Consider the following 13,219-nt stretch of genomic DNA (forward strand, 5'->3'; position numbering starts at 1 on the left):
ATTTATAGCCATGACTGATCGTAGCTGCTAAAGGTATTACTGTTAAAAAAAATCCCGTAACAAAAACGCTGTTACGGGATTCTTCTAATTCAATAGATGAAATTACTTAAGTATTCTCACATCATATACATTTGCTGTGCGGGATTTGTCTTTTGCAACAAATTTTACCTTTAATACTTTAGCAGTTTGCAATTCCTTTGGCAGTTCATAATCAACTTCAGTAAACTGTCCTTCTTTTGTGTCTATAGGATTTAGAGTTGCAATAAGTTTGTCGTTAACCAGTACATCAAAATTAGTGTTCTTATTATAAGTATAAGTAGCACGTAGTTTTTTAGCCTGTGCCGTCGTGTTCTTTAGGTCGTAGCTAAACCAACCTCTTGCATTGCGGTAGTGGCGGTCTTTATAAATGCCCACATCAGATCGTTCAAATTTATAGCCGTGATCACTTTCCGGTTGTTGTTCTCCGGCAGTTACTTTGTCTACTGTTATTGCGTCTAAGGCAAGAGCTTTTTCTTCTTTGGCTTTTATATCGGCCTGCATTTTTTCAAGCCCATCAGGTGTAGTAAACGGAAAATACAATACATAGCGTGTGTCATGCAGTGTGTAGAACGGAACCAGTTTCAGGTTCTTGTATTTATCCTGATACGTAGCATCACCCACACTAAAAGTAAAATTATCCGTTTCTTTAACCAGTGGAGCAAGATCTTTATTGTTGCTCACAATAAGTGGTGCGTCGTTCATTGGGTATAAAGGTCCGTGGGCAATGTGCCCCATGCGGCTGTCATCGGCCATAAGACCAAACATATCAGTAGTTTCTGTTGCAGCAGCCAAAACTATAGGACCATGAATGAAGGATACAAACTGAGATTTATCGGGCAGTTGTTCGGCTTTTGTTTCCATTGGCAGTATAAGTGTAACCACATCACTGTTTTTCCATTTACGGTTCAGTATTATATAGCCGCCTTCAAGAAGCATTTTGGGTTCTTTTTTTCCATTAACCAATACTTGCAGGCCATCTTTAGTAACCCACGACGGATAGCGTAAGCTAAGGCTGAATTTAGCCGATTTTTTTAATGACAGTTTTATATGTGTCGATTCTTCATAAGGGAATGTATTGGTCTGTTCCAGTATCAATCCTTTATCTGCCCAGGTTAGGGTAGAAGGGATGAAAAGATTTACATAAACATCTTTATCGCCATGGGCATAGATCATTTCGCCATATTTGCCGTGGTTTTCCATACCACTGCCCACACAGCACCACATGCCCATTTGCGGTTGCGAATATACCCTGTAATGCCTTGGGCGTATAGGTGTAAAGTAAACAAAGCCTCCACCCGGTTTTTGGGTAGACAGTATATGATTATAAAGTGTACGTTCATAATAATCCATATACTCACGTTGCGGGTTGGCAAGGAACAACTGCTTAGTAAGTTTCAGCATGTTGTATGAGTTACAACTTTCAGGACCTTCGCGGTCTTCTATAACGGAGGTGAAATCTTCGGCCGGGTTAAAATGTTCCCTAACGCTGTTACCTCCAAACGAAACCGACCTGTTGTGTACAACCGTGTTCCAAAAATATTCCGCAGCACCTGCCCATTCGGCATTGTTCTCATTCTTGGCTACTTCCATAAAGCCAATAACCTTAGGTATTTGCGTATTTGCGTGTAAACCTGTTAAGGAATCTTTGCCATGCAATAGCGGGTTCAAAATAGCCCTGTGTGAAAAACGCTTAGCAAGCGTGAGATACTTTTTATCTCCCGTAATTTCATAAGCCTGTGCTAAAGACTCGTTCATACCGCCATGCTCCATCTTCAGTATTACCTGCAGTTGGTCGTCGCTTAGGTTAGCTGTTAAATTATAAAGCCAATCGCAATATTTAGCCAGCATACCTTTTGCTTTTTGGTTGCCTGCTACGATGTAGGCATCTACAAGGCCAGCATAAACCTTATGTATATTGTAAAATGGCACCCATTGCCCGTCCATGGCTTCAACTTTACCTTCACTTATGTTTTTCCAAAATATCCTTCCTTTAGGAACACCTCCTATGTAGCCGTCTCCGGCAGCATTTTGGCAAAGTTCCCACTCGTCTATCATATAATTAAGCCTGCGAAGGATCTCTTTATCGCCTGTTGCGGCATACATGTCGGCCAATGCCGATACATAATGCCCGCCTATATGTCCGTTTAGTCCGCTGTTTTCCCAATTGCCATAGCTTTCTTTCTTTGGTTGCAGTCCGGCCTCGGTGCGGTATGGTGCAAGCAGTTTATCCATATCAAGGTCGAGTATGTACTGCATGTCGGTTTGCTGAGCCTTTTTAAAAGGGCTGTCCAATAGCCTTACCGATGAGATAGGGAAGCTTTCGAGTTTGTTTTTTTGTGCAAAACCAGTATAAGATAGCGCTATAGTAAGGGTTAGCGCACCCCATATTTTTTTGTTCATTATTTGTATAATAGAGGTGGAAATTTATAAATGTTAAAAGTACACTTTTAAAGCGAATATCAAAATTATTGTTCAAATTTTATGCCGTTAAGGTTTATTGGAGAGCTAAAATTGAAATTTTACAGATACTGTAAATTGAAATTTAAGAGACTTTTAAACAGATAATTTAAGAAAAAAAAACACCCCGAACTTCCCACGGTTCGGGGCCAAATACTCTAAGAATATTTATACAACGGAAATTGTATTGTAGCGCTATTTAAAACAAACGCATTATTCTGTAATATCTAAATGTGTTTTTTTGTGGTAATGTATTTTTAGCCTATTTAACAGGTAAAAATAAATTTACCCTACCTCTTGAAGTAAAATAATACTATTAAGTTTAGGTAAATTGTTAAAATGTATTGTTTTATAGAGGTTTACGAATTTGAAATTATTTAAGCAGTAAAGCTTCCGGATCGTTAAAGTGTATTTTATAGATAGATAAAGTTAGCTAAAATTACAACTCATCCTTAAAATTCTACAGTTCGGTAAAACGCTTTTTTGCAGGATAGAAATAGTGCGCATCTTTGCTTCATCAAATAACATCAACCACTTAAAAATTAAAATTATGATACGTATTATTACCATTCTTATCGCTTTTGTATGCAATATAGCAGCAGCACAGTCTCAGTATGAAAACGGTATGCAAAAAGCTTTCACCCTTTGGGGAGATAATAAGCCTACAGAAGCATCGGCACTTTTTGAAAGGATAGCAGCTGTAGAAAAAAACAACTGGCTACCATCATATTATGTAGCTTTAGTTAATACTACCGAGGCATTTAAAACCAAAGATAAGCAAACCATCAATGCCCTGCTTGTAAAAGCACAAACAGCTTTAGACAATGCAGTTGTAATTTCTGCCGATAATGCTGAGTTGCTTGTAGTGCAGGCCATGATACACACCGCTAAAATAGTAGCCGATCCAATGAATAATGGTATGAAGCTGTCGCCTGTAGTTACAGAACTTTATGATAAAGCCCTGAAGTTAGCACCAAATAACCCTCGTGTGGTGTTCAATAAGGCACAGTTTGAAATGGGGTCGGCGCAGTTTTTCGGCAGCAGTACTAAACCTATGTGCGAGCAGATTGAACGTTCTGTTACTCTTTTTGCTAACTTTAAGCCGGAAACACCTTTTCATCCTAAATGGGGTAAAGAAAATGCAGAGGAGGCACTTAAAGAGTGTAAGAAGTAGGTATAACAAATAAGAACAGTAAAGCATCATAAAATACATACATGAAACTGATTAACAAAGAACTTTTAAGGGCGCTGGTGCTTGGGTTTATAATTTTTATTGTGCTTTATCTTATTGCCCTGGCTCAGGGAAAATATTTTGGATGGGATCTTGAGCTTGCGGTGCAGTTCTTATATATTATGCTTTATACTGTAATGCTTCACTTGGGCAATGCAGGGGTATTTGTTGTAATAGACAGGGTGTTTGGAAATACCGGACTATCGGTTAAACGGCTGCTTGTCGGGGTTATGAGTTCTTTTATAGTGTCGTTGTTGATTGTACTCGCTTTGCGCATTTTTGAAGATGTGATTATTGAGGGCGAATGCCTGGTTGATTTTTTTGCCACAGAGCGCGTTAGCGATTATTACATGGCAATGATAATTACAATGGTTATTACGCTTTCGCTTCACTTGTTCCATTTTTATAAAAAGTATCAGGAAAACAGGGTAAAGCAGCAAAAAATAATTGCAGGTACTGCATCGGCAAAGTTTGAAACTCTTAAAAACCAGATAGACCCACATTTTTTGTTCAACAGCCTTAATGTTCTTAGCTCACTTATTGAAGAAAATCCCGATAGTGCACAGCGTTTTACAACATCATTAAGCAAGGTGTACCGCTATGTGTTGGAACAAAAGGACAAAGAACTGGTAAGTGTAGAAGAAGAGCTGGCTTTTGCAAAAACTTACATGAACCTGCTAAAAATGAGGTTTGAGAATAGTGTTTTTTATGAAGTACCCCAGCAGGTTTCCAGCTCGGATGCGCGTGTGGTGCCACTTTCTTTACAGCTATTGCTCGAAAATACTGTTAAGCACAATATTGTAAGCCAGGAACAGCCATTACACATTCGCATTTTTGAAGAAGACGGTTTCCTGGTGGTACAAAATGATTATCAGAAAAAGGAAGTCTTACAGGACAGGAAAGGCGTGGGGCTGCAAAACATTATAAGCCGATATGCTATAATCAGTTCGAGACAGGTGGTAATAGAACAGACAGAGAAATATTTTACGGTAAAATTACCGGTATTAACTAAACAGGTAAACATCATGCAACCAGTATATTCAGAAAAAAACAGCAGCTACGAGCGTGCCCAGAAAAAAGTAGAAGACATAAAAGGCTTTTATGGTAACCTGTTTTCTTATATAGTTATCATTTCAGGGCTTGCCATTTTAAACCTTGTAACCAGCCCTAAACATTTATGGTTCTTTTGGCCGGCATTTGGCTGGGGTATTGGGGTGATCATACATGCAATGAGTGTATTTAATATTCTGCCGTTTATGGGATCAGGATGGGAAGAACGCAAGATAAGGGAAATAATGGACAGGAAACAAAATGAGAAGTGGCGATAGGCCGAAACGTTGAAAATATTTAAAGAACAGAAGTTATGGAAAATTCGGATTTTGACAGAGAGTTATACAGAGAGGCAAAAAAACAGGTAAAAGAGATTAAAGGGTTTTATTCGCACCTGGCTTCTTATGTTATGGTAATCATAGTGCTAATGATAATAAATCTGGCTACTTACAGAGATTATTTGTGGTTTTTTTGGCCGGCATTAGGCTGGGGGCTTGGCGTGTGTATGCACGGTATTGCAGTATTTAATGTTATGCCCTTTTTTGGACACGATTGGGAAGAGCGCAAAATACAGGAACTTTTAGATAAAGAAAAAAACAGTAAGTGGGAATAGGGTTTTGAGCATTGTTTAATTTAAAAGCTAATTTTATGAAAAGTAATAATAAAAATATAGCATATCTTAAGGCAAGACAAAAAGCGCGCGAAATAAGAGGTTTTTATTACAACCTTATGTGTTACAGTATTGTTATACCAATACTTGTATTTATAAATTTAAAATTTAACCCACAGTTTCATTGGTTTTGGTTTTCGTTGGTGGGCTGGGGTACAGGAGTTGTTTTTCATGGGCTGAGTGCCTTTGGGCGCATACCTTTTATGGGTGCCGACTGGGAGGAACGAAAACTAAGGGAGTTTATGGAAAAAGATAAAGAGAATAAAATATAACCAACAATTTAAAAATTAATCATCATGGAAAATTTATACGACGAGCAAAAAAGAGATATGGCTGTAAAAAAAGTAAAAGCCATAAAAGGGTTTTATAAGCACCTTCTTGCTTATATAATTGTTAATGCAGTTATGATAATCATGAAAGTGGCAGATCTTGAGCCGGGCGAACGCTTTTTAGAATTCAATACATTCTCTACTGCTTTCTTCTGGGGCATAGGGCTTGCACTACACGCTTTTAATACCTTTGGAACCGATTTTATTTTTGGTAACAACTGGGAAGAACGCAAAATACGTAAGCTTATGGATAATGAGCAGGCTACCAAAAATAAATGGGAGTAGTTTATATAAATATTTGAAGAACTAGTTTGGTTTTTTTTCAATTGGTTCACAAATGGCCTTTTTGTACGAGATTTAACATGTTTTCTTGCTTCGTATTACTGCTATGCAATGCAAAAAGTTAAAATTTGGAGCAAAATTCCTATTTTAAATCAAAAAAGTTCAAACCTAAAAAAACCGCATTAAAAATGCGGTTTAATATTGGGGTATTATTTAATTGTAAGTTTAGAAAAATTTTGTGCATCTGTTTCAAAATATGCTTTACTAAAATCGTATAAATTATTGTTATATTTTGAGAAAAGTTCAGGAACTAAAAAGCGTATATCACCTTTATCTGATTTCATTACTGGAAAAAGATATTTAGCAGAATATTTATCAACTTTTCTGGATAATTCTCGTTCAATATCCAAGAGTATTTGTTTTTCACTGTAATTGCTTTCCATCATTCCAACTCGATAATTACTTTTTAGTTCAATAGGCTTGTTTAAATTATCAAGTTTTTTAAATTCATCCTCAGGAAATATAAACGCTTTTATTCTCCTGTCTGGTTGCCAACCTCTCTTTAATGAAGGATATTCAAAACTTCCATTCCAATAATTCATTATTAAAGCATAATATTTTTTATCTTTATAAGTAAGTGTACGAACATACATCTTAATAAAGTTTTGGTCTACATTCATAGACATACCACTGTCATCTGTATTCTTAACCCAATTTTTGGAAGTGTAAATAACATTAGGATTATCACGCCATTCCCCCGAATTTGATTCCAAAATCCAACCAGTGGCTGCCTTTAAAGTATCAGAGGTTTTTTCGAAAGAAATACTGGCAACATTATTAACTCTGTCCTGGCAAAATGCTTTAGGAAAAGAAAAAAATGCGAAGAGAAGAAAAAGTTTGAATTTCATTTTATTGTTTTTGTTGTAAAAGTAGGTTTTTATGTTAAATTACTACAACTTTTCGTTAATTAAAAAAAAATATTTTCCATTCTTTAATTCAAACTTAAAATATAACCATACAATTCATCAGCTTCAATTTCCATTTTTTTTGCAATACGCTGTTTACGTTTTTTAGCAGCTTCAACGGTAATACTAAAAATATTGCTTATCTCCTTCAGGTCAAGATTCATATAAAGGTAGCAGATAAACCTTATGTCGGCAGGGTTAAGTTGTGGATGGGATGTGGTTAAAGTACTTAGAAATGTGGGGTTAACCATTTCAAAATAGCTAATAAAATCGTCCCATTCGGCATCTGCTTTTAGGTAACCTTTAAGTGATTTTATATAATTAGCCACTTCCTCATTGTGCGATACTTCTTTTATTTTAGAGACCGAATTTATAACTTCTTCTATAAGTTCGTTGCGTCCAGAAAGATATAGGGCTTTGGCACTCAGCTTACGGTTTTTTTCGGCAATGCTGTTTTGTAGATGATCCAGTTCCAGCTCAACTATTTTTTGCTGGTTTTCGGCAATTATCTTTTCCTGTTTTTGTTTAAGTAAACGATTTTTTAAAACCCTGTAAATAAAAAAGAAAAGTAATAGACTGAAGATTATAGCAATAGCAAATAATGTTCGTTCTGCACTTTGTTTTTCGCTGTTAATTTTCAGTTCGTTTTGGTAGCGTTGTATTTTAAGTTTGATTTTATTTGTTTCAAAAAGTTCTTTACTAAACAGTGCAGCAACCGAATCTTTCGTAACAATAACCGAATCTTTATAGGCAGCCGCTACTGAATATCTACTTTGCTTAAAATATAAGTCAGACAACCTGTTGTAAAGATCTATCCGCCCTTTAGGTTTATGGGTATATAACAATCCTTTTTTTGCATAAAAAATTGCCTTTTCTATGTTATTCTTAACGGTATATATTTTCGATAATAATTCAGTAATATAAACATAGCTGTCTGCGTCTTTATCATTACCCATATCCTGAAGCAATTGCAACATCATTTGTTCAGCAATATCAGTTTTACCTTCAATAAAAAAAGTCTCGGCATAATTTATTCGCCAAAACCTGTCGGTCATCTTAATGCGCTTCAGTTTTTCAACTGCCTGTAAATAAGCGCGCGCCTGTTTAAAATTGCCAAGTTTGTTGTAAGTGTCAGCAACGTTTATAGCCATAACTATTTTCCCTAGATCTGTATTAACAGCTTTTGGGTTGTTATAGGCACTTTTAAAGTATTTCAGGGCATTTTGATAATCTTTTTCATAGCTGTAGGTGTTGGCTATGTTATTCAGCACCATGAAAAGATTGTCTTTAGGGTCTTTTTCTGCAATTTCGAGTGCCTGTTGATAGTAGCCTCGGGCTTCTTCATAATTAGACAGGTTTACATAAACCACTCCAATGTTGTTTTTGCAGTCAAAAAGTTCCTGCTGCCATTGCCCGTTCTCGGCCAATATTTCTGCCTCAGAAAAATACTCGAGCGCTTTGGTATAGGCACCGGTGTTTTTTGCTTTATATCCTTTTTCTATAAGATTGCGGCATACTTTTAAGGGTGCAGATATTTCTTCCTGTGCCATTATGGGAAGGACTGCAAAAATGAAAAGCCATAGTGGCAAAAAAGTTTTACGGGTATAAAATTGCATGTGCTAAAATACTACTTTTTACAGGCAAAACTGTAACTGTACTTAACTTTGGGTTATAATATTGTCTTTTTTGATTATGAATTACAGAGTGTTTACAGTTGTTTGAATTTTAAGGTATTTTTTAAATGCTGTTTATTTTTTAGAGCATTTGTGTGTGTAAAATGCTGCATTTTTGCCCATGTCCCCGTTTTTCTAAGGTGTTGTCCCTGCTATTCGGTGTTAATTTAATGTTGCCGGGGTGTAAAATTTTGAAATTTGCCAAACAACTGTAAAAACTATCATGATGAAGAAAACTACTACACTACAAAGCATTGTTAAGACTGTAGCACTCGCTACGGTATTTTTAGGTACCATTGCAGTGCATGCACAGGAACCTATTTTTTTAGAAGATTTCACTACAATAACTACAGGCGATAATACAACGCTTGACGGATCTGAAACGGCATGGGCTGCCAACAGCAATTTCCGTACGGCATGGCGCACCTTTCAGGCGGGCGGGGCATTAAGGCTTGGAAACGGCAATGCTTCGGCAAACCTTGGCTATGTTACCACCCAAAACATAGATCTTAGCGTTAACGGTGGACTGTTTACATTGTCTTTTGATGTTAAGGGGTGGGAAACTGTAGAGAATCAGATAAAAGTTATTATAACCGGATTGGAAACGCAATTTGTTACCTACACCGCTACTATGGACCAACCTTTTGAAAACATATCGCTTCAATTTACAGGGGGCGTAGAAAACTCAAGGATCATTATTGAAACTACAGAGAAAAGAGCCTTTATAGATAACATTAAGATCGTACCAACGGTAGAAGAGCAAATATTGGCAAGTCCTGTGGCGACACCACCATCAGATATTATTTCGAGCGGCTTTACGGCAAACTGGGGCAGGGTAAGCGGTGCAACGGGGTATATTCTTGATGTAAGTATGTCGTTAGAGTTCGATTCTTTTGTGCCTGGATATGAAGGTATCGTTCTTGGAGATTCATGGTCTTATCCTGTGGAAGGATTAATGGCAAACAGCCAATATTTTTACAGGGTTAAGGCAACGAATGAGAATGTAACTTCTATAACATCTAATGTTATAGGAGCTGTTACTGCTCAAATTATGGGTAACAATCAATTTAGCACACTTGGCTTACAATATTATCCAAGCCCGGTAAAAGATGTTCTAAACCTTACAGCTGCTAAAAGCCTTTCGTTAGTTGAAGTTTATACTGTTGCAGGGCAAAAGGTTATTTCTAAAGCACTTAATACCACAAATACAGCTTTAGACATGAGTGCTTTATCTGCAGGTTATTATATGGTAAAAGTAACATCGGGCAGCGAAAATGCTACCCTGAAAGTAATTAAGGAGTAAATTTGATTTTCATAAAGTGGCGGCCCGTTCAGTGTTTTTTTCTGAGCGGGTCGTTTTTTTATGGCATAAAAAAACCGCACTTTTCAGCGCGGTTTCATTAAAAAAATAGTTGCGTGTTTTATGCGACTGGCGCAGGTTCAAAATCCATAATTACCTGATTACGGACTATATCTTCAAAAGTTTCCCTTTCCCTTATCAGGTGGCCTTTGCCTTCATACCAAAGTACTTCGGCCGGGCGCACCCTTGAGTTGTAGTTGCTCGACATCGAAAAACAATATGCCCCCGCGTTATGGAAACACAGCAGGTCGCCTTCATTTATCTCAGCAATGCGGCGGTTGTTTGCAAAAGTATCGGTCTCGCAAATGTAGCCTACAACACTGTAAAAACGTTCTTTGCCTTTAGGGTTGCTAATATTTTCTATATGATGGTGCGATCCATAAAGCATTGGGCGTATAAGGTGGTTAAAACCACTGTCTATACCGGCAAACACTGTAGAGGTAGTTTGCTTAACTACATTTACCTTTGCCAGAAAATATCCGGCCTGGCTAACCAAAAATTTGCCTGGCTCAAAAGTAAGTGTAAGGTCGCGGCCATATTCGGCACAAAAAGCATTAAAGCGTTTGCCTAGTTTTTTGCCCAGCTCATCAATATCGGTTTGTATGTCGTCTTTTTTGTAAGGAACTTTAAATCCGCTGCCAAAGTCAAGAAATTCCAACTCTTTAAAATGCACTGCGGTATCGAATAGTATTTCGGCGGCATATAAAAATACCTCTATATCAAGAATATCACTTCCGGTATGCATGTGTATACCGTTTATATGCATACCCGTATTTTGCACTATGCGCAACAGGTGTGGCATTTGGTGTATCGAAATACCAAATTTACTGTCTATATGCCCAACAGATATGTTACTGTTTCCACCCGCCATTACGTGTGGGTTTATACGAATGCATACAGGGGTAGTGGGATGTTTTGCACCAAATTGCTCCAGTATAGAAAGGTTGTCTATATTAATTTGTACACCAAGTGCAGCTACCTCTTCTATTTCTTCCATAGAAACGCCGTTTGGGGTATAAATTATTTTCTCGGGTGAATATCCGGCTAAAAGGCCAAGCTGAACTTCCTGTATAGAAACGGTGTCAAGCCCGGAGCCCAACTGTTTTAAAAGCTTGAGTACTGATATGTTGCTTAACGCCTTAACTGCATAGTTAATGCGAAGGTGATTTACTTTGCTAAAGGCTTTTTCGAGCCTGTGATACTGCGACTGTATCTTTGCCGCATCATATACATATAGCGGGCTTCCAAATTGTTCTGCTAACTGTACGAGATCTTTTACTTCCATAAAATAATATTGTATGCTGCAAAATTAAGCATCAGTACTTTAGAAGACAAACAATTAGGTAAAGGTTAACAAAAAATAACAAAATGTTGCAAATAAAACAATGTATTTTTGTTTGTGTTTTATTTGTAACATTTTGTACTGAATTTTTAATTTGTTATACTGTCATAATATTCGGCTTCGGTACTTCTTCTATAAATAAGCAGTACCATAATGGCAAGGATTAATATAAAAATGTCTTTCATAATTGGGTGTTTAGTTGTGGAGACTGTATTTATAAAATTATTAAATTTATGTAAAAAGTAACGGTTGCCGCACTGTTAATTTTATTGTAAATAAACCGCTAAATGTTATTAAACCCTAAGTGCAAAGGTGTTAATATTGATGTAAAATACTCATGGCTAATTTAAAATTACCTGTAAATACGTATGTATTAAATAAATAACCCCTTAATTGTTTAATTGTAGATGCATTAATGGGGGAGTGGTTGCGTAAAGGTTTATAAATTATTAAAATCAATGAGCTATACTTTTTTAGCAGATAAATCTTAAAAATACTTTCTGCCTTAAAATGTATTTTATTATTTTTGTTCCACTTTTAATAAGATAAACGCATTTAATATGAATTTACACGAATATCAGGGAAAAGAGATCCTGGCAAGCCATGGCGTGCGCGTACAACGTGGTATTGTTGCTAACAGCCCGGCAGAAGCCGTTGTTGCTGCAAAAGAACTTACAGCCCAAACAGGTACTGGTTGGTATGTTGTTAAAGCGCAAGTACATGCAGGTGGCCGCGGTAAAGGCGGAGGCGTAAAACTTGCTAAAAACCTACAACAGGTAGAAGAAATTGCAGGACAAATAATAGGTATGAACCTGATTACTCCTCAAACATCTGCCGAAGGTAAAAAAGTACATAAAGTACTTATTGCTGAGGATGTTTATTACCCGGGAGAAAGTGAAACTTCAGAGTTTTATATATCTGTACTTCTAAACAGGGGTAAAGGCCGTAACATGATCATGTATTCTACCGAAGGTGGTATGGATATCGAAGAAGTTGCTGAGCACACTCCTGACCGTATTTTTACAGAAGAAATCGATCCTGCTGTTGGCCTACAGGGCTTCCAGGCAAGGAGAATTGCTTTTAACCTTGGCCTTAGCGGCAATGCGTTTAAAGAAATGACTGTATTTATTGCAGCGCTTTATAAAGCTTATGTAGACAGCGATGCTTCTATGTTTGAAATTAACCCTGTTCTTAAAACATCTGACAATAAAATTCTTGCTGTAGATGCTAAAGTTGTTCTTGATGACAATGCACTTTACCGTCAGAAAAAATATGCAGAAATGCGTGATGTTCTTGAAGAGAACCCTATTGAAGTTGAGGCTAAAGAAGTTGGTCTTAACTATGTAGATCTTGATGGTACTGTGGGTTGTATGGTTAATGGTGCTGGTCTTGCTATGGCAACTATGGACCTTATTAAATATGCAGGTTTTGAACCGGCTAACTTCCTTGACGTGGGTGGTACTGCCGATGCTAAACGTGTAGAGACAGCTTTCCGTATTATCCTTAAAGATCCTAACGTAAAAGCTATCCTTATCAACATATTTGGTGGTATTGTTCGTTGCGACCGTGTTGCCCAAGGTGTTGTAGATGCTTACCAAAACATGGGAGATTCTATTAAAGTGCCAATCATTGTACGTTTACAGGGTACTAATGCAGATATTGCAAAAGAACTTATAGACAACTCTGGTATGCCAATACTTTCTGCTGTTCAGTTCCAGGAAGCTGCAGATCAGGTAAAAGCTGCTTTAGCATAATAAATGATAAACATAAGTTTATATATATATAACCCCGGGCATTGCCCGGGGTTTGTTTTTTAACCCA

General features: G+C 37.1%; 11 protein-coding genes. 7 read left to right on the plus strand and 4 right to left on the minus strand.

Going from position 1 to position 13,219, the window contains the following annotated elements; all coding sequences use genetic code 11:
* Positions 1–102: 102 nt before the first annotated feature.
* A complete protein-coding gene (locus GR160_RS01435) occupies positions 103–2,439 on the minus strand; it encodes a glycoside hydrolase family 127 protein (protein ID WP_160748049.1) in 2,337 nt (778 codons plus the stop codon).
* Positions 2,440–3,046: 607 nt separating this feature from the next.
* Between GR160_RS01435 and GR160_RS01440 the strand changes: the two genes are divergently transcribed.
* From GR160_RS01440 to GR160_RS01460, 5 genes are read left to right on the plus strand one after another with little or no spacing between them, the layout of a single operon-like run.
* Entirely contained in the window at positions 3,047–3,670 is a 624-nt protein-coding gene (locus GR160_RS01440) for a hypothetical protein (protein WP_160748050.1), read from the plus strand.
* Positions 3,671–3,711: 41 nt separating this feature from the next.
* On the plus strand, positions 3,712–5,055 hold the full coding sequence (locus tag GR160_RS01445) for a 2TM domain-containing protein (RefSeq protein ID WP_160748051.1): 1,344 nt from the start codon (positions 3,712–3,714) through the stop codon (positions 5,053–5,055).
* Positions 5,056–5,090: 35 nt separating this feature from the next.
* Entirely contained in the window at positions 5,091–5,390 is a 300-nt protein-coding gene (locus GR160_RS01450) for a 2TM domain-containing protein (protein WP_160748052.1), read from the plus strand.
* A gap of 35 nt (positions 5,391–5,425) precedes the next feature.
* Complete coding sequence (locus GR160_RS01455; RefSeq protein WP_160748053.1) at positions 5,426–5,719, plus strand: 2TM domain-containing protein; 294 nt, start codon at positions 5,426–5,428, stop codon at positions 5,717–5,719.
* Between the two features lie 24 nt (positions 5,720–5,743).
* Positions 5,744–6,061 carry a 2TM domain-containing protein gene (locus GR160_RS01460; protein ID WP_160748054.1) on the plus strand — a complete coding sequence of 106 codons (318 nt, stop codon included), beginning with the start codon at positions 5,744–5,746 and terminating at the stop codon, positions 6,059–6,061.
* A 206-nt stretch (positions 6,062–6,267) separates the two neighbouring features.
* Here GR160_RS01460 and GR160_RS01465 read toward each other — a convergent pair whose 3' ends face one another.
* Both GR160_RS01465 and GR160_RS01470 read right to left on the minus strand, forming a co-directional pair.
* Complete coding sequence (locus GR160_RS01465; protein WP_160748055.1) at positions 6,268–6,966, minus strand: hypothetical protein; 699 nt, start codon at positions 6,964–6,966, stop codon at positions 6,268–6,270.
* Positions 6,967–7,049: 83 nt separating this feature from the next.
* On the minus strand, positions 7,050–8,573 hold the full coding sequence (locus GR160_RS01470; RefSeq protein ID WP_237421153.1) for a tetratricopeptide repeat protein: 1,524 nt from the start codon (positions 8,571–8,573) through the stop codon (positions 7,050–7,052).
* A gap of 346 nt (positions 8,574–8,919) precedes the next feature.
* Between GR160_RS01470 and GR160_RS01475 the strand changes: the two genes are divergently transcribed.
* Positions 8,920–9,999 (plus strand): T9SS type A sorting domain-containing protein, encoded by a 1,080-nt coding sequence (locus GR160_RS01475; RefSeq protein ID WP_160748057.1) that lies wholly within the window; start codon positions 8,920–8,922, stop codon positions 9,997–9,999.
* A 118-nt stretch (positions 10,000–10,117) separates the two neighbouring features.
* On the opposite strand, the gene lysA is transcribed toward GR160_RS01475, so the two are convergent.
* Complete coding sequence (lysA, locus tag GR160_RS01480; RefSeq protein WP_160748058.1) at positions 10,118–11,341, minus strand: diaminopimelate decarboxylase; 1,224 nt, start codon at positions 11,339–11,341, stop codon at positions 10,118–10,120.
* Positions 11,342–11,958: 617 nt separating this feature from the next.
* Between lysA and sucC the strand changes: the two genes are divergently transcribed.
* Positions 11,959–13,152: an ADP-forming succinate--CoA ligase subunit beta gene (gene sucC / locus GR160_RS01485; protein WP_160748059.1), complete on the plus strand. Its 1,194-nt coding sequence runs from the start codon at positions 11,959–11,961 to the stop codon at positions 13,150–13,152.
* Positions 13,153–13,219: the final 67 nt, after the last annotated feature.

This window comes from Flavobacterium sp. Sd200, from assembly GCF_009826935.1.
Lineage (GTDB): Bacteria > Bacteroidota > Bacteroidia > Flavobacteriales > Flavobacteriaceae > Flavobacterium.